The 24,666-nt window shown below is 32.8% G+C and carries 24 protein-coding genes; 7 read left to right on the top strand and 17 right to left on the bottom strand.

Annotated elements, in window-relative coordinates:
* Positions 1–14: 14 nt before the first annotated feature.
* From amaB to M9Q43_RS02245, 3 genes are all read right to left on the bottom strand, one after another.
* On the bottom strand, positions 15–1,565 hold the full coding sequence (amaB, locus tag M9Q43_RS02255; RefSeq protein WP_408611233.1) for an L-piperidine-6-carboxylate dehydrogenase: 1,551 nt from the start codon (positions 1,563–1,565) through the stop codon (positions 15–17).
* 95 nt (positions 1,566–1,660) lie between these two features.
* Positions 1,661–2,200 (bottom strand): 3-hydroxyanthranilate 3,4-dioxygenase, encoded by a 540-nt coding sequence (locus tag M9Q43_RS02250; RefSeq protein ID WP_262317350.1) that lies wholly within the window; start codon positions 2,198–2,200, stop codon positions 1,661–1,663.
* A gap of 94 nt (positions 2,201–2,294) precedes the next feature.
* Entirely contained in the window at positions 2,295–3,410 is a 1,116-nt protein-coding gene (locus M9Q43_RS02245) for an endonuclease/exonuclease/phosphatase family protein (protein ID WP_262317349.1), read from the bottom strand.
* 139 nt (positions 3,411–3,549) lie between these two features.
* On the opposite strand from M9Q43_RS02245, the gene M9Q43_RS02240 reads away from it, so the two are divergent.
* From M9Q43_RS02240 to hflX, 4 genes are all read left to right on the top strand, one after another.
* Complete coding sequence (locus M9Q43_RS02240; protein ID WP_262317348.1) at positions 3,550–6,390, top strand: TonB-dependent receptor; 2,841 nt, start codon at positions 3,550–3,552, stop codon at positions 6,388–6,390.
* Positions 6,391–6,400: 10 nt separating this feature from the next.
* Entirely contained in the window at positions 6,401–7,045 is a 645-nt protein-coding gene (locus tag M9Q43_RS02235; protein WP_262317347.1) for a DUF5017 domain-containing protein, read from the top strand.
* A 4-nt stretch (positions 7,046–7,049) separates the two neighbouring features.
* On the top strand, positions 7,050–8,456 hold the full coding sequence (locus M9Q43_RS02230; protein WP_262317346.1) for a DUF5689 domain-containing protein: 1,407 nt from the start codon (positions 7,050–7,052) through the stop codon (positions 8,454–8,456).
* A 93-nt stretch (positions 8,457–8,549) separates the two neighbouring features.
* The gene (gene hflX, locus M9Q43_RS02225; RefSeq protein WP_133609197.1) at positions 8,550–9,773 is read left to right on the top strand and encodes a GTPase HflX; all 1,224 of its coding nucleotides are present in this window, start codon (positions 8,550–8,552) and stop codon (positions 9,771–9,773) included.
* 49 nt (positions 9,774–9,822) lie between these two features.
* Here the strand turns inward: hflX and M9Q43_RS02220 are convergent, their stop codons facing one another.
* From M9Q43_RS02220 to M9Q43_RS02170, 11 genes are all read right to left on the bottom strand, one after another.
* On the bottom strand, positions 9,823–10,665 hold the full coding sequence (locus M9Q43_RS02220) for a DUF3078 domain-containing protein (RefSeq protein ID WP_262317345.1): 843 nt from the start codon (positions 10,663–10,665) through the stop codon (positions 9,823–9,825).
* A gap of 36 nt (positions 10,666–10,701) precedes the next feature.
* Positions 10,702–11,205 carry a DUF2480 family protein gene (locus tag M9Q43_RS02215; protein ID WP_262317344.1) on the bottom strand — a complete coding sequence of 168 codons (504 nt, stop codon included), beginning with the start codon at positions 11,203–11,205 and terminating at the stop codon, positions 10,702–10,704.
* A 64-nt stretch (positions 11,206–11,269) separates the two neighbouring features.
* On the bottom strand, positions 11,270–11,593 hold the full coding sequence (locus tag M9Q43_RS02210; protein ID WP_111566555.1) for an SUF system Fe-S cluster assembly protein: 324 nt from the start codon (positions 11,591–11,593) through the stop codon (positions 11,270–11,272).
* Between the two features lie 12 nt (positions 11,594–11,605).
* Positions 11,606–12,025, bottom strand: coding sequence for a SufE family protein (locus tag M9Q43_RS02205; protein WP_262317343.1), 420 nt, complete (start codon positions 12,023–12,025; stop codon positions 11,606–11,608).
* Between the two features lies 1 nt (position 12,026).
* On the bottom strand, positions 12,027–12,521 hold the full coding sequence (locus tag M9Q43_RS02200; protein WP_262317342.1) for a hypothetical protein: 495 nt from the start codon (positions 12,519–12,521) through the stop codon (positions 12,027–12,029).
* Positions 12,522–12,534: 13 nt separating this feature from the next.
* Positions 12,535–13,749 (bottom strand): aminotransferase class V-fold PLP-dependent enzyme, encoded by a 1,215-nt coding sequence (locus tag M9Q43_RS02195; RefSeq protein ID WP_262317341.1) that lies wholly within the window; start codon positions 13,747–13,749, stop codon positions 12,535–12,537.
* Positions 13,750–13,803: 54 nt separating this feature from the next.
* Positions 13,804–15,120, bottom strand: coding sequence for a Fe-S cluster assembly protein SufD (gene sufD / locus M9Q43_RS02190; protein ID WP_262317340.1), 1,317 nt, complete (start codon positions 15,118–15,120; stop codon positions 13,804–13,806).
* 1 nt (position 15,121) lies between these two features.
* A complete protein-coding gene (gene sufC / locus M9Q43_RS02185; protein WP_262317339.1) occupies positions 15,122–15,874 on the bottom strand; it encodes a Fe-S cluster assembly ATPase SufC in 753 nt (250 codons plus the stop codon).
* Positions 15,875–15,923: 49 nt separating this feature from the next.
* The gene (sufB, locus tag M9Q43_RS02180; protein ID WP_262317338.1) at positions 15,924–17,372 is read right to left on the bottom strand and encodes a Fe-S cluster assembly protein SufB; all 1,449 of its coding nucleotides are present in this window, start codon (positions 17,370–17,372) and stop codon (positions 15,924–15,926) included.
* A 62-nt stretch (positions 17,373–17,434) separates the two neighbouring features.
* Positions 17,435–17,803 carry a four helix bundle protein gene (locus M9Q43_RS02175; RefSeq protein ID WP_262317337.1) on the bottom strand — a complete coding sequence of 123 codons (369 nt, stop codon included), beginning with the start codon at positions 17,801–17,803 and terminating at the stop codon, positions 17,435–17,437.
* A gap of 36 nt (positions 17,804–17,839) precedes the next feature.
* Complete coding sequence (locus tag M9Q43_RS02170; protein ID WP_133609171.1) at positions 17,840–18,169, bottom strand: HesB/IscA family protein; 330 nt, start codon at positions 18,167–18,169, stop codon at positions 17,840–17,842.
* 145 nt (positions 18,170–18,314) lie between these two features.
* Between M9Q43_RS02170 and M9Q43_RS02165 the strand changes: the two genes are divergently transcribed.
* From M9Q43_RS02165 to M9Q43_RS02155, 3 genes are all read left to right on the top strand, one after another.
* The gene (locus tag M9Q43_RS02165) at positions 18,315–19,175 is read left to right on the top strand and encodes an MBL fold metallo-hydrolase (protein WP_262317336.1); all 861 of its coding nucleotides are present in this window, start codon (positions 18,315–18,317) and stop codon (positions 19,173–19,175) included.
* 74 nt (positions 19,176–19,249) lie between these two features.
* On the top strand, positions 19,250–20,842 hold the full coding sequence (locus M9Q43_RS02160; RefSeq protein WP_262317335.1) for a S8 family peptidase: 1,593 nt from the start codon (positions 19,250–19,252) through the stop codon (positions 20,840–20,842).
* A 75-nt stretch (positions 20,843–20,917) separates the two neighbouring features.
* Positions 20,918–22,801, top strand: coding sequence for a M1 family metallopeptidase (locus M9Q43_RS02155; protein WP_262317334.1), 1,884 nt, complete (start codon positions 20,918–20,920; stop codon positions 22,799–22,801).
* A 436-nt stretch (positions 22,802–23,237) separates the two neighbouring features.
* On the opposite strand, the gene M9Q43_RS02150 is transcribed toward M9Q43_RS02155, so the two are convergent.
* Genes M9Q43_RS02150 through M9Q43_RS02140 form a run of 3 tightly spaced genes read right to left on the bottom strand, consistent with a single transcriptional unit; the run spans position 23,238 to position 24,507 of the window.
* Positions 23,238–24,032, bottom strand: coding sequence for an HNH endonuclease (locus tag M9Q43_RS02150; RefSeq protein ID WP_262317333.1), 795 nt, complete (start codon positions 24,030–24,032; stop codon positions 23,238–23,240).
* Positions 24,019–24,174 carry a hypothetical protein gene (locus M9Q43_RS02145; protein ID WP_262317332.1) on the bottom strand — a complete coding sequence of 52 codons (156 nt, stop codon included), beginning with the start codon at positions 24,172–24,174 and terminating at the stop codon, positions 24,019–24,021. Before M9Q43_RS02145 ends, M9Q43_RS02150 begins: the two co-directional genes overlap by 14 nt.
* Before the next feature lie 3 nt (positions 24,175–24,177).
* Positions 24,178–24,507, bottom strand: a complete 330-nt coding sequence (locus M9Q43_RS02140) for a helix-turn-helix domain-containing protein (RefSeq protein ID WP_262317331.1) — start codon at positions 24,505–24,507, stop codon at positions 24,178–24,180.
* Positions 24,508–24,666 lie beyond the last annotated feature (159 nt).

The following is a 24,666-nucleotide window of genomic DNA, read 5'->3' as shown; positions in this document are numbered from 1 at the left end:
TAATCACTTATATTTTAGAAATCAAACTTAATACCTTGTGCCAACGGTAACGCTGTTCCGTAGTTAATGGTGTTAGTTTGTCTTCTCATGTAGGCTTTCCATGCATCAGAACCTGATTCACGGCCGCCACCGGTTTCTTTTTCACCACCAAAAGCACCACCAATTTCAGCACCAGAAGTTCCAATGTTTACGTTAGCAATACCACAATCAGAACCCGCTGCCGAAAGGAATAACTCCATTTCTCTCATGTTGTTGGTAAAGATAGAAGAAGATAATCCTTGAGGAACTGCATTTTGCATGGCAATTGCTTCTTCAATTGTGCTGTATTTCATTACATATAAAACTGGTGCGAATGTTTCGTGTTGTACGATTTCGAACTCGTTCTTCGCTTCAATAATACATGGTTTTACATAACAACCGCTTTCGTATCCTTTTCCTTCTAAAACGCCACCTTCTACAATTACTCTTCCACCTTCTGCTTTTGCTTTTTCAATCGCATCTAAATAATCTTGAACTGCACCTTTATCAATAAGTGGACCCACGTGATTGTTTGCATCTAATGGATTTCCGATTTTTAACTGTGCGTAAGCTTTCGCTAAAACGTCTAAGGTTTTGTCGTAAACACTTTCGTGAACAATTAATCTACGAGTTGACGTACAACGTTGACCTGCTGTTCCTACCGCTCCGAAAACTGCTCCTACCAATACCATTGATAAATCTGCTTCTTTAGAAACGATAATCGCGTTGTTTCCACCTAATTCTAAGATAGTGTTTCCAAAACGCTCCGCTACTGTTTTTGATACGTGACGACCAATTCTTGTAGAACCTGTAAACGATACTAATGGAATACGTTTGTCGTTATTGATTAAATCTCCAGATTCGTTACCCACTACTAAACAGCTGATTCCTTCTGGTAAATTGTTTCTTTCTAATACCGTTTGAATGATGTTTTGACAAGCTACACCACATAAAGGCGTTTTTGAACTTGGTTTCCAAATACAAACGTCACCACAAATCCAAGCTAACATCGTGTTCCAAGACCAAACCGCTACTGGAAAGTTGAAAGCCGAAATGATTCCAACAATTCCAAATGGATGCCATTGCTCATACATTCTGTGCATTGGACGCTCAGAGTGCATGGTTAATCCGTGTAATTGACGTGATAAACCTACTGCGAAATCACAGATGTCAATCATTTCCTGAACTTCTCCAAGACCTTCTTGATACGATTTACCCATTTCAAAAGACACTAATTTACCTAATGCTTCTTTATGTTTACGCAACTCTTCTCCCATTTGACGTACGATTTCCCCTCTTTTTGGAGCCGGAACCAAACGCCATGTTTTGAACGCTTCTTCTGCAGCACTCATAGCTGTTTCGTAATCTTCTTTTGTTGAAGATTTTACTTTTCCAATCAAATCTCCTGTTGCTGGTGAATATGATTCGATAATTTTTCCGTTAGAAAACCACTTGGTTCCAGTAGAAGTTCCTTCGTTAATTTCTTTAATGCCTAATTGTTGCAAAGCTTCTTGCATACCAAATTGAATTGCTGCTTCAGATATCATTTTATAACTTTTTATTCGGTTTTTGTTAAATTTTTACAAATGTAAAAAATATATTTTAATAATTGTGTGTATCAAGTTACACAGCGCTTTTTTAACTATTTCTTAGTCGTAAACTTAGGATTGGTTTCCATTACAGTGCCACATTTTTTACACGTTCTCTTCTCTTCCGAATTGTAGAACGTACTAAAATGAGGTAGAAAATCTTTTTCAATATCGTGTAATTCGAAATACACTTCGTGTAATTTGTGATTGCAATTATCGCAAAACCAAAGTAAACCATCATTGAATCCTTTTCCTGCGCGTTTTCTTTCGATTACCAATCCCACTGAACCAGCAGTTCTTGCAGGAGAATGCGGTACTTTAGCAGGATGTAAATACATGTCGCCAGCTGAAAGTTTCATAGCTTTCTTTTTCCCATCTTCCTGAATGTAAACCGTAATTTCACCTTCTAATTGGTAAAACAATTCTTCGGTTTCATTGTAGTGATAGTCTTTTCGTACGTTGGGTCCACCCACAATCATTACGATATAATCTTCAGACTCAACATATAAATTTTTGTTACTTACTGGCGGTTGAAGTAACTCTTTATTTTCTTTAATCCATTTTTGTAAGTTGAACGGTTTTGAGATTGCCATTGTCTTTAAATTTAAAAGGTAAAGTTACTAAAAAGAAAAAAGGTTAGCTGTAATTTTTGTTACAAACTAACCTTTTGTTTTTGTTTCGATATTGTTATTTTACTTCTTTAAGTAAATAGATGTACACTGGAAAGTGATCTGAAAATCCTGGAACACCATTTTGGTTTCGAAGTGGATAACCTTTGTATTGTCCGGTTTTTTGAATTAGGAAAGGTTTGTTATAAATTCCTGCTTTCCAATATTTGAAAGTTAAATAATCGTTTTTATCTTTAGAAATAAATTGCTCACTTACCATGATTTGATCAAAAATATCACCAGAATCTCTGTAGAATAGAGATGCATGTCCGTCTTTAGCCATTTGTTCAAATGGATTGAAAATGTCAGCAGGTTTTTTAAGCTCTTCTTTTTTAAGTTTAGCACCAATTCCTTGTTTTACACTTTTATTGTATGCGCCGTCATTTAAATCACCCATCGTAATTATTTTAGCATTTGGGTTGATTTTAATAAGCGAATCCATAATTTTTCTGTTTAATCTACCAGCAGCTTCTCTGTAAGGGCTACTTTTTTTCTCACCACCAGAACGTGAAGGCCAGTGATTTACAATTACATTGATTTCTTCACCATCTAATAAACCCGTAACCAAAAGTTGGTCACGTGTATAAATACGCTTTGTTTTTTTGTCATAGTTTACATTTTCTTCTATTTCCTCAGCTTCTTCTTTTGTTTTTTTAGTATCACTTGAAGCATTTTCATACACATATAATGGAACATTTATATAACTTGTAGGTTGAAAATATTTTTCTTGGTATAAAAACCCAACGTCAATTCCACGCTTATCAGGAGAATCAAAGTGAACTACTTTGTATCCTTTGTCAATAAGTGTTGGGTGTTTTACTAAATCTTCTAACACTCTTCTATTTTCAATTTCACATGCACCAATAATTACTGGAGAATTTTTTTGAGTTTCGCTTGTTCCTAACTCGATAAGAACACGACTTAAGTTGTCTAATTTTTTCTTATAATTTTTTGATGTCCAACCTTCAGCGGGAGTATATTCTTCGTCAAAAGTATCTGGGTCGTTTATAGTATCGAATAAATTCTCGAAATTATAGAATGCAACCGTGTGCACTTTAAATTTTTTATCTTGGGCAAAACCATGGCTAATTGACAAAATCGCAATAAAAGCAGCGATAAAATGTTTAATTTTCATAAGATGAATGTTATTTTATTATCAAGTTTAATACAAATTGGATGCCAAAGGTAAATAATATTATTAAAAGTTATACATTTGTAGGCTGTTAAGTTTTTAACGTCTTAACATTAAATTAGTATTAATTTTAATATTCTTTATGAAAAAACTTGTATTAAGTACTTTACTAGTACTGCAAGCTGTTTTTGTTTTTGCACAGCAAAATCCGGCCTTAAAAGGTAAGGTTATCGATGCTAAAAGTCAAAAACCATTACAAAATGTTGTTGCTACAATTCAAAGCACCAACCAATCTGCATTAACAGATTTTGAAGGGAACTTCTTTTTTCAATCAATTCCTTCGGGAGAACAAGTCTTGGTAGTTAAATCAAGTGGCTACAATCAACAAAGATTTGTTTTAGAACCAACGAATGGAGAACCATTAGATTTAGGAGTTGTTGTTTTAGAAGAAGATATTACTTCTGAGCAACAATTAAGTTTGGTTACTATTACCGAAAATGACTTAGGTGATGACAATAGTGGCTCTGAAAGTACTTCAGGTTTATTACAAGCTACAAGAGACACTTACCAACAAGCGGCTGCTTTTAACTGGGGTTTAGCTCGTTTTAGAATTAGAGGTTTAGATAACGAATATGGGGTTACAATGATTAATGGTATTGTCATGAATAAACTGTATGACGGAAGACCACAATGGAGCAACTGGGGTGGTTTAAATGATGCTACTCGCAACCAAGAATTTACAATGGGTTCAGCACCTTCTGATTATACTTTTGGTAGTGCATTAGGAACTCAAGAAATCAATACAAGAGCTTCGTTTTATCGTCCTGGATCTAGAATTTCTATGTCTGGAACAAACACAAATTACAGCTGGAGAATGATGGGAACACACGCATCTGGAATGAATAAAGATGGATGGGCATTTGTGGTTTCTGCATCAAGAAGATGGGCAGAAGAAGGTTATTTTGACGGTACTGATTATGGTGCGAATTCATTGTTTGCTAGTGTTGAGAAAAGAATTAACGATAAACATAGTTTGAACTTAACTGCAATGTACGCCCAAAACAGTAGAGGAAAGTCATCTCCAAATACTAAAGAAGTTAATGATTTAATGGGAATTAAATATAACTCTTATTGGGGGTACCAAAATGGTAAAAAACGTAATTCAAGAGATAAAGATGTTGAAGAACCGTTAGTAATGTTATCACACTATTGGAGATTATCAGAAAAAACTACATTAAATACAAATGTTGCTTTTCAAACAGGTTCTATAGGGAATTCAAGATTGGATTACCAATTAGCTAATAACCCAGACCCAACATACTACAGAAATTTACCAAGTTATTATGCAAACCAACCTGAATTATGGAATGATTTTGTATATGACGTAGATGGGAATCAATTATTTGAAGAAGATGGAGTAACTCCTCAATATCAAAATTTAGATGCACAAAACGCAGGAAATTATTTCAGAACACATTCTCAAATTAATTGGGATGCAATGTATTTTGCAAATACAACAAGCGCAAATGCGGGAAGAAGTGCTTATGTTTTATATGAAGACAGAACAGATGATAATTTATTAAATGCTAATTCAATTATCAATTCGAGTTTATCTGATAATATTACATTGAATGCAGGAGTAAATTTTAGAAAATTACGTTCTCACAACTATCAAAACCTTTTAGATTTATTAGGAGGTCAATATTTCTTAGATGTTGATGCTTTTTACACAGGTGATGCAGCTCAATCAGATTTAAACAATCCAAATAGACAAGTTGGTGAAGGAGATAGTTATGGATATAATTATTTATTACACGCTTTAACATTTGATGGATTTACTCAATTCAAATTTTCTTATGATAAAGTAGATTTTTATTTAGCACAATCATTCTCAAGATCTGAATATCAAAGAGAAGGAATATACAGAAATGGAATTTATGCTAATAATTCTTTTGGAAAAGGAGAAAGCATCACGTTTGAAAACTTTGGATTCAAAGGGGGCTTAACCTACAAATTAAACGGAAGAAACTATTTAGACTTCAATGGATTATACCAAACAAAAGCGCCAAGTTTAAGAAACTCTTTCTCAAACGCTAGAATGAACAACGTTATTACTCCAGATTTAAAAAGCGAAAGTATTACAAGTGCTGATGCAAGTTATATCTTAAGAGCACCAAAATTCAAAGCACGTTTAACAGGTTTCTATACTAAAATTCAAGATGCTACTGAAATTTCATTCTTCTATGGAGAAGGTATTGGAAGCGATGATGGTGGTGATGAAGACACTTTTGTTAGTGAAATTGTTACTGGAATTGAAAAACAAAATATGGGTGCAGAACTTGGTTTAGAATACCAAATTACATCAACTATTAAAGCTTCTGCTTCTGCATCTTATGGTCAGTATATTTATTCTGACAATGCTAAATTAAAAACAAATGATGATGCTTTAGCTGCAACAGGAAACAATTCATTAACTGACTTTGGAACTGTTTATATCAAAGATTATCATCAACCAGGTATGCCTCAAACAGCTGCTTCTTTTGGTTTAGAATATCGTGATCCTCATTTTTGGTGGGTTGGAGCAAATGTAAATTATTTAGCAAACAGCTATATAGATTTTGCAAATATTTTAAGAACTGATAATTTTGTGGTTGATAGTGATGGATATGCTTTTGCAGGGGCAACAGAAGAAAATGTTTCTTCCTTATTAAAACAAGAAAAATTTGATAGTTTTACGTTGGTAAATTTAACTGGAGGAAAATCTTGGAGAATTAGTAAAGCAAATCGTAATACAGTTGGTTTCTTTGCTTCGGTAAACAATTTATTTGATATTGAATACAAAACAGGTGGATTTGAGCAATCAAGAAAAGCAACATTCCCAGATTTACAAGCAGATTTAGCAAATGGAACTCCTTCATTTGGTCCAAAATATTTTTATGGCTATGGAAGAACGTTTTTTGTTAATTTCTATATTAACTTCTAAAAATTGTACGATGAAAAAAATGATTAAACCCTTTTTAATGTTAACTCTTTCATTAGGAGTTTTCACAAGCTGTGTAAAAGATGATGATTTTGCAGTTACATCTTTTAAAGAAACAGTATATAAAGAAGTCTTTGATTCTTATATTGTTAACGACGATGAATACCTAAATTTTGGCGATTGGACTTCTTTCGTTGAAGCTGGAAGTGTTCATTGGTTTGAAAAAGAAACTGATAATAATGGTTATTTAGAGTTCACTTCTTATCTAAGTGGTGAAGCAACTAACATTGCTTGGGCAATAACTCCTAAAATTAACTTAGATAAATCTGAAAACGAAGTTTTAACTTTTAAAACCTCTTCTGAATTTGTATCAGATCCTGCAAATAAAATTGAAGTTTTTATTTCAAATGATTTTGATGGAACAAATGTTTTAGCTGCTACATGGATGCCAATTACTGCTACTTTAGCAAATAATTCTACTAACATTTTAAGTTCAGATTCTAATGGATTTATCAATATTAATTCTGGCGAAATTGATTTATCAACTATTACAGGAGATATTTATATAGCATTTAAAGGAACAGGTTCTGGAACAAATATTACACTTGATGGTTCATTAAGACTTGACGATATTAAAATTTATGATAAAAATTTATAAGATTATGAAAAAGACATTAAAATTGTTATCATTAACTATTTTCATAACTATTGTAGGTTGTGTCAATGGTGATGATTATGGAACTCCCGATTTATCAGGACAATGTACAGATTTAACAGCTACCAAATTAGTAACAGATATCTCTTCGGCAGCAACTTCTACTGTACAACAATATAGTACTACAGCGGATGATATTATCGAAGCTTATGTTACTTCAAGTGACGAAGGTGGAAATTTTTATAAATCAATTTCATTAGTTTCTACTGATGGAAATTATGGGTTTAGTGTTCCTGTTGATGCTTATAATTTATACACTAAATATGAGCCAGGAAGAAAGGTGTTTATAAAAATGAAATCTTTATATTTCTACGACAATTCATTAACAAATTCTTTAGAAATAGGTGAATTATTAGAAAATGGAGAGCCAGAACCAGACCAAGTAGGAAGAATTTCTGGGGTTACTTATGAGGATGTTGTTGTTAGAGGATGTTCAAAAGTTGACGAAGAAACATTAGTTAATTCTGTTACAATTCCAACGCTTTTAAATGATAGTTATTTAAACAAAATTGTAGAGTTAGACAATGTACAATTTGCAGATGCAAACGTAGGAAAAACATATTACGATGCTTCAAACCAAATTGGTGGAGCAACTAATAATATTGTTTCAGACAATTCTGGAAATACAGTAATTGTTCGTGTGAGTGAATTTGCTACTTTTGCAGGAAATGTTGTTCCTTCTCAAAATGGAAAAATTAGAGGTGTTTTAACAAAATATTTAGGTACATATCAATTGATGGTAAGAACATTAAATGATATTATGCTAACTAATCCAAGATTTGATGCATATCCAGCATTAGGTGGAACAGCTATTACTTATTCAGGTGCATTTACTGAAAATTTTGAAAGTTATACTTCAGGAACCGTAACTTCAGGTCAAAGAGTTTTCCCTAAATACGTAAATGATGCTGCAGAAGGTGCAGATTATTGGTATGTTGAAGCATTCAGCGGAAACAAATATTTAAAAATGTCAGCTTTTAGTTCAAGTGCAACTTTCCAAGATCAATTAAATAAAGTATATTTTGTTGTTCCTGTTGATTTTACAGCAGCGAATAGCTTTTCATTCAAAACACAAGACCGATTTAATGTTGGAGGTGTTTTAAAGGTTTACTATTCTACAGATTATACACCACTTGGAGACATAAACGCAGCTACATTAGTAAATATTACTTCAAGTTTTACAATAGCTTCTGGAACTACTGGTAGTGCCTCTATGCCATTTGTAAATAGTGGTGTTTATAATTTTGGCTCTTTGGCTGGGAATGGTTACATTATTTTTGAATATACTGGTGGATATAGTTTTGATCCAGATTTGACTACAACAATGCATATTGATGATATTGTTGTAAATTAAATAATATTAGACAAATATTTCTAAAAGCGACTCAAATTGAGTCGCTTTTTTTATGCTTGCTATTTCGTACCTTTGTATTCTTAAAGAACGATTATGTTAGAGAAAGAAGTTATTGACTTTGAAAAATCAATAGTAGTAGGAATTGTTACGCAAAACCAAAGTGAAGAGAAACTAAACGAATATCTTGACGAATTGGAGTTTTTGACTTTTACGGCTGGAGGAACGGTTGTAAAACGTTTTTCCCAAAAAATGGACAAACCAAATCCGAAAACTTTTGTTGGAACTGGTAAATTAGAAGAAATTAAATATTACATCAAAGACAACAATATCACAACTGTAATCTTTGATGACGAATTAACACCATCACAATCCAAAAACATTACCAAAGAATTAGATTGTAAAGTATTAGATAGAACTAATCTTATCTTAGATATCTTCGCACAACGCGCTGAAACTTCATATGCAAGAACGCAAGTAGAATTAGCACAATGCCAATATTTATTACCACGTTTAACAGGAATGTGGACGCACTTAGAACGCCAAAAAGGAGGAATTGGAATGCGCGGTCCTGGGGAAACTGAAATTGAAACCGACCGTCGTATTGTACGCGATAGAATATCATTACTAAAAGATAAAATTAAAGTAATTGACAAACAAATGGCCACTCAAAGAAGTAATCGTGGTGCCATGGTTCGTGTAGCTTTAGTGGGTTATACCAATGTTGGAAAATCCACGTTAATGAATGCTGTTGGGAAAAGTGATGTATTCGTAGAAAATAAACTGTTTGCAACACTAGACACAACCGTTCGTAAAACCGTAATTAAGAATTTACCTTTTCTTTTAAGCGACACCGTTGGTTTTATTAGAAAACTGCCAACACAATTAGTTGAATCGTTTAAAAGTACGTTAGATGAAGTTAGGGAAGCAGATTTATTACTTCATGTGGTTGATATTTCACATCCTGAATTTGAAGATCATATTGCTTCAGTAAATAAAATTTTATTAGATATTAAAAGTGCTGATAAACCGACTATTATGGTTTTCAATAAAATTGATGCTTTTAAATCCGTTTATTTTGATGAAAACGATTTAAGTGTTGAAAAAACAACCAAACATTACACTTTGGAAGATTGGAAAAGAACCTGGATGAGTAAATTAGGTGAAAACAATACATTATTTATTTCGGCAACTGAAAAAGCCAACTTTGAAGAATTTAGAGAAAAGGTTTACGAAGCTGTTAGAGAAATTCATATTACACGTTTTCCATACAACAAGTTTTTATATCCAGATTATAAAGATGCTGTTGAAAACGAATAACAAAAAGACCTCAATTGAGGTCTTTTTGTTTTATTTAAGCTATTTTGGATTAGAAACCATAATTCACACCTAAACCGATAATTTGTTTGGTTTGAAAGCCTCTAAAAGCATTGTCATCATAAATCGTTTGAAACGCAAAGTTTGTAGAAAGGTATTTATTGATTTTCATTACAATATTCAATTGGTAATCGATATCCACATTTTTCGCTTCTTCCAAATAATTAGAATATAAATTCAAGATGTTTTCAACCGAAACATTTTCCATAATATTGAATTTATAATAACCATTAATGGCAGCTCCTAATTCGTATCTTGTTGTTTCTCCTTGCTCTACTCCAAAAGACGAACCGAATTCTGTAAAATGATCATGAACTACAATTAATTTTGAAGTTGCTGGAGCAATATTAATCTTTAAATTATCGCTTTTTTTCCATAACATACCTGGTCCAAATTGAAAAAAGGCAGGTGAAAAGAAATGAGAAATTTTAACAGTTTGAGTTGCTGGATCTAAACCAGTATCCATTTGTGTTTTGAAATTAAAAAAAGCAGAATAAAACCATTCACCAGAAGCTTTTTTTCCCAATAACGAGTTTAATTCAATTCTATCGTCGGTTTTTTGAGTATCAGCTCCTTTAATTTTAGTTAAACCGTAAGAAACAATCCATTTGTTGTCCCAATTCCAATCGCCGTTTTTATAATTGAAATCATAATTAAAACCAACATTTCCAGCGAAGTTATTTTGACCACCCGCTTGCCAATTACTAAAAGAAGATTGATTAGCTAAAAAAGTAAAAACGCCTTTTCTGGTCCAATGTTTTGTTGTATCAATAGTTGTTTCTTGAGCAATACTAAACGTTGAAACAAATAGTATCAATAAAAAAAGTCTTTTCATTCCTTAAATTTTTAAAAATTAAAGGCGCAAAGGTACTTATTTTTGTTTAAACAACGGAACAGCAGAGCAAGCTTCTCCAAACATAACACTTTTGGCAACTTTCATTAGTTTTTGAATCGCTAAAGTATAAACCTGATTTGGAACCGGTTTTTTAGAACAACCTTTCAAAATTACTGGTTTTTGAAAATAATCGGTATAATCGAGTTTGTTCAAAATATCTTGATACCATTCGATAACTGCTAATTCTTTATTTCCGTGAATTACTTTTAAAGCATGAGGCGCTAAATAAACCGAAACTAAAGCAAATGACCATGCTGGTAAAATAGCATCTGTTGAACAATATAAAGCCACGTATTTGTCTTCAAAATGCGACCAATCTGTATCTTTTAGTTGTGCTCTAAAATCGGATTCCTTTAAGATAAATCCTTCTAATAACCATTGCGAAATATCTAAATCCAGCACATGATTATCTGGATAGTAATCTTCTAAATCAAATACCATCAAAGAACTTTGCGCTACTTTATTTACTATTTCGTCCATTTGAAAAGTTTCAAGTTTCAAGTTTCAAGTTGAACAACCTGAAACTTGAAACATTAAACAAATTTTACAACATTCCTAATTCTAATTTTGCTTCTTCACTCATTAAATCTTTGCTCCAAGGCGGATCAAATGTGATTTCTACTTCACATGATTTTACTGCGTCAATAGATTTTACTTTTTCCTCCACTTCTTGAGGCAAAGTTTCCGCTACTGGGCAATTTGGTGATGTTAAAGTCATTAAGATTTTCACATCATTATCCTCATTAATCATTACGTCGTAGATTAAACCTAATTCGTAAATATCTACTGGAATTTCAGGGTCAAAAATTCCTTTTAAAACTTTTACTACATCTTCGCCTAAGTTGATTGTATCGTTAAATTCTTCCATATTTTTAATTATTTATTGCTTCGATTGAAATGCTAAAGCATACATTTTTATTTGTTTTATCATTGAAACCAAACCGTTTGCTCTTGTTGGTGATAAATGTTCTTTTAATCCTATTTCGTCAATAAAATCAGTATTAGCATCTAAAATATCCTTTGGCGATTGATTGGAAAATGCACGAATTAAAATTGCTATAATCCCTTTAGTTAAAATCGCATCACTATCTGCTGTGAAAACAATTTTTCCATCTTGTTCTTCACCATGAACCCAAACTTTTGATTGGCAACCTTTGATGATGTTTTCGTCAATTTTGTATTGTTCATCAATTAACGGAAGTGTTTTTCCTAATTCAATGATATATTCGTAGCGTTGCATCCAGTCATCAAACATGGAAAATTCGTCTACAATTTCGTTTTGTATTTCTTTAATTGTCATTTTATTTTTCGGTCAATTTCAAAATTTTGTTTACCAATTTTTCTATTTCAACTGGTGGAAAACCATGATCAAATCCATTAGCTGGATATTCAACTCCGTCTGAAATAAAAGTGATATTTGCATGAGCCGCTCCGTCATAATATCTTTTTTCGGTTGGCCATTTTAAATCTTTTACTTTCGCTAAATCCACCGCTCTTGCTAATGTTGAAATTTCTTTCCAATCCGTGTCTGAAACCTCTATTTTTTCATCATAATCTTTGAAATCTCTTACACGTGATACATATAATACTTGCTTTTCAACTTTAACATTAAGCGAAATATTACGAGCCATTGCTTGATACTTTATTACTGGTATGTTGTTTTGCATCACGGCTTCAGATTTGTTATTATTTGAAATTCCTTCTTGTGTCAATCCATTAGAATGAACAGTGTTTTTTTGACAATTACACCCAGTAATTGTGATAATCAAAGTTGCTAAAAATGTAATTGCTTTCATCTGATTAATTTTTTTAAGATAACATCATTTGCGCTTTTTTAACCGCTTCTACAAAGATATCAATTTCTTCCTTGGTATTGTAAAAAGCAAAACTTGCTCTAATCGTTCCTGGAATATTGAAAAAATTCATAATAGGTTGGGCGCAATGATGACCGGTTCTAACCGCTATACCTAACTTATCTATAATTGTGCCAATGTCATACGGATGAATGCCTTCGATATTAAACGAAATTACTGAAGCTTTGTTTTCGCCTGTTCCGTAAATTGTTAAACCTTCAATTTCTTGTAATCTTTTAGTTCCGTAGTCTAATAATTCTTGTTCGTAAGGTGCAATGTTATCAAACCCTATCGAATTCATATAATCAATCGCAGTTCCAAGCACAATTCCTCCTTCGATGTTTGGTGTTCCGGCTTCAAATTTATGTGGCAAATCGGCGTAAGTTGTTTTTTCGAAAGTAACTTCGGCAATCATTTCACCTCCGCCTTGATACGGTGGTAATTTTCGCAACCATTCTTCTTTTCCGTATAAAATTCCAACGCCTGTTGGCCCACAAACTTTATGTCCCGAAAACACATAAAAATCACAATCCAATGCTTGCACATCTGGACGTAAATGAGGGGTTGCTTGTGCTCCATCAATTAAGACGGCCGCTCCAACATCATGTGCTTTTTTAATAATGTATTCAATTGGGTTAACCGTTCCTAACGCATTTGAAATATGATTAACAGTTACGATTTTCGTTTTTTCAATAAGTAATTTGTCAAATTCTGAAATAATCAATTCTCCTTTTTCATTCATTGGAATAACCACCAACTTTGCTCCTGTTTTTTCACATAAAAATTGCCATGGCACAATGTTGCTATGATGTTCTAAAGCCGAAACCATCACCTCATCGCCTGCTTTTAGCAAACTTGAAAAACCATTCGCCACCAAGTTAATTCCGAACGTAGTGCCCGAAGTAAAAATGATTTCGTGATTATGTTTTGCGTTTAAGTGATTTTGAATCGTATTTCTTGACACTTCATACGCATCCGTAGCCAATTGACTCAGCGTATGCACACCGCGGTGAATATTTGCATTGATTTCGCTGTAATATTTGGAAATAGCATCAATTACCACTTGTGGCTTTTGCGAAGTAGCTCCGTTATCAAAATACACCAAGGGTTTGCCATTTACTTTTTGCGATAAAATGGGAAAATCAGCTCTTACTTTTTGAACATCAAACATATTGATATTTTTTATTTTATATAAAACAAAACCGCAATAAAGCGGTCTTATATATTACAAATCAAATCCCATATTTACGCCTAATTTATCGGCGATAATACGAGCAATTTTTGCTTTTAATTCTGGGATTTTTACACTGTTGGTTACTTCGCTTGTAAAAGCGTACATCAACAAAGCTTTCGCTTCTTTTTTAGGAATTCCGCGTTGTTGCATGTAAAACATTGCACTTTCATCTAATTGTCCAATGGTACAACCGTGCGAACATTTTACATCGTCAGCAAAAATTTCCAATTGTGGTTTTGCGTTGATGGTAGCTTTATCACCAATTAAAATGTTATTATTTTGTTGGAACGCATCAGTTTTTTGGGCTTCTTTTTCTACGAAAATTTTTCCGTTGAAAACGCCTGTTGAACTATCGTGTAAAATCGTTTTATAGTTTTGGTGGCTTTCGCAATTTGGCGTTGCATGTTGCACTAAAGTATAATGATCTACGTGTTGTTTATCGCCAATAATGGTAATTCCTTTCAACGTTGAATCAATTCTTTCTCCTTGATGATAGAAATTCAAATTGTTTCTTGTGATGTTTCCACCAAACGAAAACGTATGCACCGCTACTCTACTCTCTTGCTTTTGCGCAATGTACGTATTGTCAATCAAATTGGCAGTTTGCACATCGTTTTGCACTTTGTAATAATCTACAATCGCACGTTTTTGAGCGAAAATTTCGGTAACCGAATTCGTTAAAACCGGATTGCTATTCAAACTTTGATGACGTTCTACGATTTGCACGTGTGCATTTTCTCCCACAATGACCAAATTTCGTGGTTGCACCATCAAAGCCGCTTCATTTCCTGTTGAGAAATAAATAATTTCGATTGGTTTTTCAACCACTTTACTTTTTGGAATGTTGATATATGCTCCTTCCAATGAAAAAGCTGTATTTAAAGAAGTTAAACTCTCTTCTTTACTTGCAATTTGATTAAAATACGTATCAACAATCATTTTGTATTTAGGCTTGGTCAATGCCGAAGACATCAAGCAAACATCTAAACCATCATGTGTAGTAGAAGACAAAAACGAACTGAAAATTCCGTCAATGAAAACTACTTTATATGTGTCAATTTCGTGTAAGAAATACTTTTTTACATCTTTAAATTCAATCGCATTTTCTTTCTTTGGGAAAACCGAAAAATCATTCTTTAAAATCGAATTTAACGAGGTGTATTTCCAAGCTTCCTCTTTTTTAGTAGGGAAACCTTTGTTTTCGAAATTTTTTATGGCGTGATTTCGAACTTCATGTAAATCTTCATTGTCCTTGATTTTTTCTTCAAAGGCCATGAAGGAAGCTAACATTTTTTCTTTCAACTCCATATTATGCTTCTTGTTCTTGTTTAATCCAGTCGTAACCTTTTTCTTCTAACTCTAAAGCTAAATCAGCTCCACCAGTTTTTACGATTTTCCCGTCCATTAAAACGTGAACGAAATCTGGAACAATATAATCTAACAAACGTTGGTAGTGCGTAATGACTAACACCGCGTTGTTTTCGTTTTTCAATTTATTTACACCGTTAGCCACAATTCGTAACGCATCGATATCTAAACCTGAATCGGTTTCGTCCAAAATTGCGATTTTTGGTTCCAACATTGCCATTTGGAAAATCTCGTTACGTTTCTTTTCACCACCCGAAAAACCTTCGTTTAACGAACGCGATAAGAATTTACGGTCCATTTCTAATAATTCTGATTTTTCACGAATTAACTTCAGCATTTCGTTAGCTGGCATTTCCTCTTTTCCGTTGGCTTTTCTACTTTCGTTAATTGCCGTTTTGATGAAATTCGTTACCGAAACTCCTGGAATTTCAACTGGATATTGGAACGATAAGAAAACACCTTTATGAGCTCTTTCTTCTGGAGCTAATTCTGAAATTTCTTCTCCGTCTAAAAAGATTTCACCTTCGGTTACTTCGTAATTTTCGTTTCCAGCAATGATAGAAGATAACGTTGATTTTCCGGCACCGTTTGGTCCCATAATCGCATGAACTTCTCCTGCCTTAATTTCAAGGTTGATTCCTTTTAATATTTCTTTGTCTTCAACAGACGCGTGTAAATTTTTAATGCTTAACATCTTATTTTTTTATTTTAAACCATTTAAGGCATATAAGTTCATATAAGTTTTATCCAACACTTCCTTCAAGTGAAATTTCCAACAACTTCTGTGCTTCCACTGCAAATTCCATTGGTAATTTATTCAATACTTCTTTACTGAATCCGTTTACGATTAAGGCAATTGCTTTTTCGGTTGGAATTCCACGTTGGTTGCAATAGAATACTTGATCTTCTCCAATTTTTGAAGTCGTTGCTTCGTGTTCAATTTTTGCCGAAGCATTTTTACTTTCGATATACGGAAAAGTGTGTGCTCCACAATTATTTCCCATTAAAAGCGAATCACATTGAGAGAAATTACGCGCGTTTTCAGCTCTTGCTCCTATTTGTACTAATCCTCTATAACTATTTTGTGATTTTCCTGCTGAAATTCCTTTAGAAATAATAGTTGACTTTGAGTTTTTACCCAAGTGAATCATCTTAGTTCCTGTATCAGCTTGCTGGTAATTGTTGGTAACTGCAATTGAGTAAAATTCGCCAATTGAATTATCTCCTTTTAAAACAACCGAAGGATATTTCCATGTTACTGCCGAACCTGTTTCTACTTGTGTCCAAGAAATTTTAGCGTTTTTCTCGCATAAACCTCTTTTGGTTACGAAATTATAAACACCACCTTTTCCTTCTTTGTTTCCTGGATACCAGTTTTGAACGGTTGAATATTTGATTTCGGCATCGTCCATTGCAATTAATTCTACAACGGCTGCGTGCAATTGGTTTTCATCACGACTTGGAGCGGTACAACCTTCTAAATACGAAACATAACTTCCTTCATCGGCAATTAACAATGTTCTTTCAAACTGACCTGTTCCACCTTGATTGATTCGGAAATACGTTGATAATTCCATTGGACAACGAACGCCTTTTGGAATGTAACAGAAGCTTCCATCAGAGAAAACCGCTGAATTTAAAGCCGCATAAAAATTATCTTTCTGAGGAACGATTGTTCCTAAATATTTACGAACTAATTCTGGATGTTCTTTGATAGCTTCCGAAATCGAACAGAAAATAATGCCTTTTTCGTTTAATGTTTTCTTAAAAGTAGTTGCTACAGAAACCGAATCCACCACGATATCAATCGCTACATTGTTCATTTTCTTTTGCTCGTCCACTGAAATTCCTAGCTTTTTGTACATCGCCAAAAGTTCAGGATCAACGTCTTCTAATTTTTTATTCGGATCCGCTTTTTTAGGTGCCGAATAATACGAAATCGCTTGAAAATCTGGTTTTTCGTAATGAACGTTTGCCCATTCAGGCTCAACCATTTCTAACCAAGCACGAAAAGCTTCTAAACGCCATTCGGTCATCCATTCAGGCTCTTCTTTTTTCTTCGAAATCGCACGAACAATGTCTTCATTTAAACCAATAGGAAACGTTTCCGAGTCCAATTCGGTATAAAATCCGTATTCGTATTCTTTATTTTCTAATTCGACTTTTAAGTCGTCTTCTGTGTATTTACTCATTTTTTTAATTTAAAAATTTAAAGATTGAAGAATTTAAAAATTCCCATAAAACCTTCAAACTATCATTTTTCTAATTTTGAATCTAAATACTTTATAAAATTAGAAATGTTTTGAGAAATCTCAATTGTTAATTGAAAACTATCTTGCATTTCTTTTTCTGTACAAAATTCCAATTCTTTTGCTAACAACAACATATTTCTAACTTCAGCACAACTCCCTTTTGCAATTTTTAAATATCGAATGAATTGCTTATTGTTGTTATATTCTGAACCTTCAGCTATATTATTTGTAATCGAAATTACAGCTCTTTTAATTTGATCTTTAAAACCAAATTCTTTCTCTAATGAAGAATTATTCAATAATTTAAAAACTTGTTTTGTAAGCAAAACACTTTTCTTGTGTACTTCAAATTCTTCAAAAGATTTCGTCATAATCTTTAAATCATTTAATTTTTCAATCTTTAAATTTTATAACGAAAAACTCTCTCCACATCCACACGTTCTTTGTGCATTTGGATTGTTAAAAACAAATCCTTTTCCGTTTAAACCACCCGAAAATTCTAATATAGTTCCTGCCAAATAAAGAAAACTCTTTTTCTCAACGGCAATTTTTACATTATTATCTTCAAATATTTTATCGTTTTCTCCTATTTCTTTGTCGAATTTTAAATCATAAGACAAACCCGAGCAACCACCACTTTTTACGCCTACTCGCACGTAATCTTTGGCTGCATCAAAACCATCTTCTTGCATCATGCTGATGATTTTTTTACTTGCTGTATCAGATACTTTAATCATTTCCTTATTTTGATTTTGTCTAAATTAACTGCAAAGATAATCCATAAATTGCTTTTTACAAGAGTTGCTAACATTTTTATAACTTATCGATTCATAGTTTCTGTTTATAGTATTTTTTGTAATTTGGCTGAAAATTGTTTGACCTATGAAATTACACCCTATTGAAGCTGGAAATTTTAAATTAGATGGTGGCGCTATGTTTGGCGTGGTGCCTAAAACCATTTGGAATAAAACCAATCCGGCCGACGAAAATAACTTAATTGACATCGCCGCAAGATGCTTATTAATTGAAGACGGAAACCGATTGACGTTGATTGATACCGGAATGGGAAACAAACAATCGGATAAATTTTTTGGATATTATTCGCTTTGGGGTGATCACTCATTAGATAAATCATTAAAAAATGCAGGTTTTCATCGTGATGATATTACAGATGTGTTTATGACGCATTTGCATTTTGACCATTGTGGTGGAAGCGTAAACTGGAACAAAGATAAAACGGGTTACGAAGTAGCTTTTAAAAATGCGAAATTCTGGACAAATGAGAATCATTGGGAATGGGCAACGAAACCAAATTCGAGAGAAAAAGCTTCTTTTTTACATGAAAACATCATTCCAATGCAAGAAAGTGGTCAGTTGAATTTCGTTAAAAGATCTGAAGGCGATTTCTTACAAGAATCAGAATTGGGTTTTGGTATTTTCTTTGCTGATGGTCATACCGAAAAACAAATGTTACCGCACATCAACTACAATGGAAAAACTATCGTTTTTTGTGCCGATTTATTAGCAACTGCTGGTCATATTCCTATTCCGTATGTAATGGGTTATGATACAAGACCTTTGCTGACGTTAGACGAAAAAGCAAAATTCATGAACGCTGCGGCTGACAATAATTATTATTTGTTTTTAGAACACGATGCACATAATGAAATTATCACTGTAGAACGAACCGAAAAAGGGGTTCGTTTAAAAGAGGTTTTTAAATGCGATGATATTTTAAAATAATGTTAAAAACACCTATAACTGTAACAAATACAAACCATTTCAGTCCAATAGCTGAAAATTAATTAATTGAGAATATGAAGAAAATTTTTAGACCACTGTATTTAAGCTTAGCTTTAGGACTTGTTTTAGCAAGTTGTGGATCGCAAAAAATGGTATCAACTCCAGTTGAAAACGTTGACAATTTACCTTTAAAAATTACCCCATTAGCAGATAAAGACTTAAAGCGTTGGAGTCATTTAGACTTAGTAAAAGACACTGTTCCTGGAATGAGCGTTGACAAAGCATATGCTGAACTTTTAAAAGGTAAAAAAGGGCAAAAAGTTATCGTTGGAATCGTAGATTCTGGTGTGGATATTAACCACGAAGATTTAAAAGCGGTGATTTGGACCAATCCAAAAGAAATTGCTGGAAATAAAATTGACGATGACAAAAATGGTTACATTGACGATATGCATGGATGGAATTTCTTAGGAAACGCTGTTCATGAGCAATTAGAAATGACACGTATTGTTAAAAAAGGGCCTGGAACTCCAGATTATGATAAAGCGAAAGCAGAATTGGATAAAGAAAGAAGTGAGTTAGTAGCTGTAAAACCTCAATATGATATGATTTCGCAAGCAAACGAATCAATCAAAAAATACTTAAAAAAAGAAACATATACTATTGAAGATTTAAATGCTATTAAAACTGAAGATAAAGAACTTCTTAAAAATAAAACCATCATGACACAAATTGGTGGAATGATTGGAGAAGGTTTTGTTGAAAAATTTCAAGATGAATATGACAATGTGTTTTCTACTTTAAATTATAACCTAAATGTAGATTTTGATGGTAGAAAAATTGTGGGTGATAATCCAAACGATTTAAAAGACACGAAATACGGTAACAATAACGTAGTGGGTCCAGAGCCAAAAGAAGCAAAACACGGAACACACGTTGCTGGAATTGTTGCTCAAGTTAGAGGCAATAATAAAGGTGGTGATGGTGTTACAAACAATGCACAAATTATGGCAGTTAGAGCCGTTCCAAATGGTGACGAATATGATAAAGATATTGCTTTAGGAATTCGTTATGCGGTAGACAATGGTGCAAAAGTAATCAACGGTTCTTTTGGAAAATATTTTTCTCAAAACAAAGAATGGGTTATCGATGCTATCAAATATGCTGAATCTAAAGACGTTTTAGTAGTTATAGCTGCTGGTAATGAGTCGTATGATTTAGATGTTACAAACAAATATCCAAACGATACGTATGATGGAAGTCCAGAATTTGCTAAAAACGTATTGATTATTGGGGCGCTTTCTCCAGCTTACGGAAGTAAAATGGTTGCAAGTTTTTCTAATTACGGAAAAAACAATGTAGACATTTATGCTCCTGGAGATAAAATTTATGCTACTACTCCATTAAATACTTACGAATATTTACAAGGAACTTCAATGGCATCACCTAACGTAGCTGGTGTGGCAACATTAATTCGTTCATACTATCCAAACTTAACTGCGGTTCAAGTAAAACAAATTATCATGGAAAGTGGAACACCTTTAAAAAATCAAGTTGTAATTGGAGAAGACAAACACAAAGCTAATTTTGCTGATGCTTCTAAATCGGGTAAAATTGTAAATGCTTACAATGCGTTACTTTTAGCTGAGATTATGTCAAAAAAATAATAGTTTAAACCACTATAAAAACCAAAACCTACAGGTTGTTAAATTCTTGTAGGTTTTTCTTTTAAAAAATTGATTATGAAAAACTTACTTTTTATTTTTATTTCTTGCTTTGGTTTCGCACAAAACAATCCAAATCCAGGTTATTGGCAACAACACGTTGACTATAAAATGGATGTGAAAATGGATGTGAAAAAATTCCAATATACCGGAAAACAAGAAATTATTTACACCAATAATTCTAATGATACGTTACACAAAGTGTATTATCATTTGTACAATAATGCGTTTCAACCCGGAAGCGAAATGGATGCGCGTTTACAAGCAATTTCAGATCCCGATAAACGCATGGTGCGCACCTTTAAAAAAGAAGGTAAAGATGTAAAAGAAAGTAAAATCAGCACATTAAAGCCAAATGAAATTGGGTATTTAAACATCGCTAATTTCAAACAAGATGGTGTTACAGCAACCACAAAAGTAGTAGGTACTATTTTAGAAGTTACATTAGCAAAAGCTATTTTTCCAAAACAAAAAACCACACTTACATTAGATTTTGAAGGGCAAGTACCGCTGCAAATTCGTCGTTCGGGAAGAATTTCTGAAGAAGGAGTTGCTTTATCCATGACACAATGGTATCCAAAATTATGTGAATATGATTTTGAAGGATGGCACGCTAATCCATATATTGGAAGAGAATTTCATGGTGTTTGGGGAAATTTTGATGTAAAAATCACTATTGACAAAGCCTACACTATTGGCGGAACGGGTTATTTACAAAACAAAAACGAAATCGGTCATGGTTATCAAGATGCTGGCGTACAAGTCGTATATCCAAAGAAAACCAAAAACCTAACTTGGCATTTTTATGCGCCAAACGTACATGATTTTGCTTGGGGAGCCGATAACGAATTCATTCACGACATGATTTTAGGTCCGAACAATGTAGAATTGCATTTCTTGTACAAAAACAAGAAAGAAAATTTAGAAAATTGGAAAAAAATGCAACCTAAAACTGCGGAATTATTAGCGTTTTTTAATGAAAACGTAGGGCAATATCCCTACAAACAATATTCTGTAATTCAAGGTGGCGATGGCGGAATGGAATATGGTATGTGTACCTTAATCACCGGAAACAGAGCTTTTGGAAGTTTAGTTGGCGTTACCGCACATGAAATGGCGCATTCATGGTTTCAATTTGTATTAGCAACCAACGAAACCAAACATGAATGGATGGACGAAGGATTTACATCGTATATTTCTAATTTAGCGATGAACAAAATTTTGCCTCCTAAAAAACCAGAAAATCCGTTTGAAGATGCATACAACAATTACATTTATTTGGCAAAATCAGGCAAAGAACAACCTCTTTCTACGCACGCTGATCGTTATGATTTGAATATGGCGTATGGAATTTCGGCTTACAGTAAAGGTGAAGTGTTTTTGGCGCAATTGGGTTACCTAATTGGGCAAGAAAACCTCAACAAAACGATCAAACGTTACTACAACGAATATAAATTTACGCATCCCACACCAAACGACATCAAACGTGTGGCTGAAAAGGTTTCTGGCGCTAATTTAGATTGGTATTTGTTAGATTGGACACTAACCACCAACACCATTGATTATGCCATTAAAAACGTTGAAAGCGCAACCGATGGTGTGCAAAGAACAGGTGTTTCATTAGAACGTAAAGGCAGAATGCCAATGCCATTAGATATTTTAGTTGAATATACTGACGGAACTAAAGAATTTTTCTACATTCCAAATACCTTGATGCGTTGGGAAAAACCAAATCCTTACACTGGGATTAAAGCTACTGTTTTAAAAGGCTGGGATTGGGCTTATCCAACCTACTTTTTTGAAATTCCAAAAGCACAATCCAACATAAAATCCATCACTATTGACCCAAGCGGTTTATTAGCCGATGTAAATAAAGAAGACAATGTTTTTGTCAAAAAATAACGAAAAGCGACTTTAGGGTCGCTTTTTTTGTGTTTTAAAGTTTAATAAATTCAAGAATCAAGAATTACTTGTTTGCAATAATTTCGTTTAATATTTGTTTTATGTTCAAGTGTTTTGAATCTGATATTTTTGTTGATTGTTCTGAAACCAATTCAATCCAATCTGATATTTTTTTTGTTTCCGTTGTTTTTATCCCCCAATACTCTGAAAGTTCAATTGCTGAAGTTTGAACCAGAGTTTCGAGAGCAAAATCTAAATTATCAAATAAATTTAAAAATATTCTAGGTATGTTTATATATGTTTTTTTTCCAACTAATAAATTGCCTTTTCCTCCTGACGAAAATAAATCACGAATATTTGGCGTAACAATTCCTTCTCTAGTTACTAACCAAGCTGGAATTCTACTAATTTTTTTAAGAATAAACTTTTGTCTATTTTATCCTTTAAAAGTTGTGTTTAAATGGTTTTCTAAAAATTGAATGTTAGGATAAAACTTGTCTGGTAAAATAATAGAGGTGTTCTCATGTCTTCCAAATATAGATTTATAAGTTTGTTTTTCATTTATATTTTTAGCTTCTTTAGAAATTAAAATTGTATAATCAGAATTAATACCAATATAGCCTAACTCAAAAGCTTTGTCGTGAATATTACATAAACAAAGACCATTCTCTGGATTAAGACGATTTGAAAAATTTTCAGACCATTTTAGAATATGGCTAGCAACTAATAAACTTTTTATGTCGAGTGCACAAATTGTACAAGAATTAGAGTAATTATTAATCACTATTTTTCTGAAAAGTGATTGATTAACTCTTGATTTAATTATTCTTTCTATATCTTTTCCTTCTTTACCTAGCATAATATCATCTTCAATTTCCTTAATTTCGCTTTGATTCAATGTCAGCTCTTCAATTCTCTTATTTTGATACTTTGATAAGAGAAGTTCACTTTTATATAGCATTTCATCCCAATTATTGGTAAAATCATTGTACATTTCGATAGCGTTTTTCCCAGGATTAGCTAAACCTTTAACTCTATCTTTATGTTTTGGATCTTGTCTTGAAAGATGGACTAATTTAAAAGCAACAGCTCCAGGGGATTTGCCTATTAATTCTGCTAATTTTATTACTTCAGGATTTTTGTAATTGAATTGTCCATAACGAAGTTTAGTATATAAATTCATTACAAGTAAAAACTCGTCTCTTGTCCAATTATGTCTAACTATCGCCATTCAATTCTTTTAATGCGTTTTCAACTTTTTTAATCACATCCAAATATTCTTCTTTTAAATCGTCAATCATAACACTTTCTATTTCATTATTGAGTAATGATAATGTGCTTAATAGAGCATCTTCTAATATTAAACTTTTCATAAATTAGATTTTTATTGGATGAGATTTGATGTATTCAATTTTTTCTTCAGCAACTTTTAAAACCCTACTTGCACAATCTTCATCGGCAATTTCGTAAGCAATTTTATCACTCATAAATTGAACTAATAATTCTTCTTTATCAAGCTGTAAAATTTCTGCTATTTTTAAAATTAAATCTTTAGATGGTTTACGTTCATTACGTTCTATCTTACTCAAAATCGCTTGGTCAATATCAACATATGCTGATACTTGACGGAGTAAAAGCCCGAGGTTTTCTCTTCTAGTTCGTATGATTTGCCCAACAGTTTCCATTTGATTTTTTTTACTTGACATTATTTGTCAAATATAATTTATTTTTTCAAAATAAATTAAACCATAAAATTCTGTTTTCAACAAAACCATGTTCATATATTTATTCTTAACTCATAATTTTTAAGTAGTTTATAAATTCTGGGCTAATAATCCACCTGATAAATATCATAATTCACGTTT

Source organism: Flavobacterium odoriferum (assembly GCF_025499515.1).
In the GTDB taxonomy this organism is placed as follows: domain Bacteria; phylum Bacteroidota; class Bacteroidia; order Flavobacteriales; family Flavobacteriaceae; genus Flavobacterium; species Flavobacterium odoriferum.
Note: the sequence above shows the minus strand (reverse complement) of the source record. Positions and strands in the feature narration are given on the sequence as shown.

Coding starts and splice junctions, on each gene's coding strand:
- amaB (WP_408611233.1), bottom strand. CDS start 1,565: ATGATATCTGAAGCAGCAATTCAATTTGGTATGCAAGAAGCTTTGCAA.
- M9Q43_RS02250 (WP_262317350.1), bottom strand. CDS start 2,200: ATGGCAATCTCAAAACCGTTCAACTTACAAAAATGGATTAAAGAAAAT.
- M9Q43_RS02245 (WP_262317349.1), bottom strand. CDS start 3,410: ATGAAAATTAAACATTTTATCGCTGCTTTTATTGCGATTTTGTCAATT.
- M9Q43_RS02240 (WP_262317348.1), top strand. CDS start 3,550: ATGAAAAAACTTGTATTAAGTACTTTACTAGTACTGCAAGCTGTTTTT.
- M9Q43_RS02235 (WP_262317347.1), top strand. CDS start 6,401: ATGAAAAAAATGATTAAACCCTTTTTAATGTTAACTCTTTCATTAGGA.
- M9Q43_RS02230 (WP_262317346.1), top strand. CDS start 7,050: ATGAAAAAGACATTAAAATTGTTATCATTAACTATTTTCATAACTATT.
- hflX (WP_133609197.1), top strand. CDS start 8,550: ATGTTAGAGAAAGAAGTTATTGACTTTGAAAAATCAATAGTAGTAGGA.
- M9Q43_RS02220 (WP_262317345.1), bottom strand. CDS start 10,665: ATGAAAAGACTTTTTTTATTGATACTATTTGTTTCAACGTTTAGTATT.
- M9Q43_RS02215 (WP_262317344.1), bottom strand. CDS start 11,205: ATGGACGAAATAGTAAATAAAGTAGCGCAAAGTTCTTTGATGGTATTT.
- M9Q43_RS02210 (WP_111566555.1), bottom strand. CDS start 11,593: ATGGAAGAATTTAACGATACAATCAACTTAGGCGAAGATGTAGTAAAA.
- M9Q43_RS02205 (WP_262317343.1), bottom strand. CDS start 12,025: ATGACAATTAAAGAAATACAAAACGAAATTGTAGACGAATTTTCCATG.
- M9Q43_RS02200 (WP_262317342.1), bottom strand. CDS start 12,521: ATGAAAGCAATTACATTTTTAGCAACTTTGATTATCACAATTACTGGG.
- M9Q43_RS02195 (WP_262317341.1), bottom strand. CDS start 13,749: ATGTTTGATGTTCAAAAAGTAAGAGCTGATTTTCCCATTTTATCGCAA.
- sufD (WP_262317340.1), bottom strand. CDS start 15,120: ATGGAGTTGAAAGAAAAAATGTTAGCTTCCTTCATGGCCTTTGAAGAA.
- sufC (WP_262317339.1), bottom strand. CDS start 15,874: ATGTTAAGCATTAAAAATTTACACGCGTCTGTTGAAGACAAAGAAATA.
- sufB (WP_262317338.1), bottom strand. CDS start 17,372: ATGAGTAAATACACAGAAGACGACTTAAAAGTCGAATTAGAAAATAAA.
- M9Q43_RS02175 (WP_262317337.1), bottom strand. CDS start 17,803: ATGACGAAATCTTTTGAAGAATTTGAAGTACACAAGAAAAGTGTTTTG.
- M9Q43_RS02170 (WP_133609171.1), bottom strand. CDS start 18,169: ATGATTAAAGTATCTGATACAGCAAGTAAAAAAATCATCAGCATGATG.
- M9Q43_RS02165 (WP_262317336.1), top strand. CDS start 18,315: ATGAAATTACACCCTATTGAAGCTGGAAATTTTAAATTAGATGGTGGC.
- M9Q43_RS02160 (WP_262317335.1), top strand. CDS start 19,250: ATGAAGAAAATTTTTAGACCACTGTATTTAAGCTTAGCTTTAGGACTT.
- M9Q43_RS02155 (WP_262317334.1), top strand. CDS start 20,918: ATGAAAAACTTACTTTTTATTTTTATTTCTTGCTTTGGTTTCGCACAA.
- M9Q43_RS02150 (WP_262317333.1), bottom strand. CDS start 24,032: ATGGCGATAGTTAGACATAATTGGACAAGAGACGAGTTTTTACTTGTA.
- M9Q43_RS02145 (WP_262317332.1), bottom strand. CDS start 24,174: ATGAAAAGTTTAATATTAGAAGATGCTCTATTAAGCACATTATCATTA.
- M9Q43_RS02140 (WP_262317331.1), bottom strand. CDS start 24,507: ATGTCAAGTAAAAAAAATCAAATGGAAACTGTTGGGCAAATCATACGA.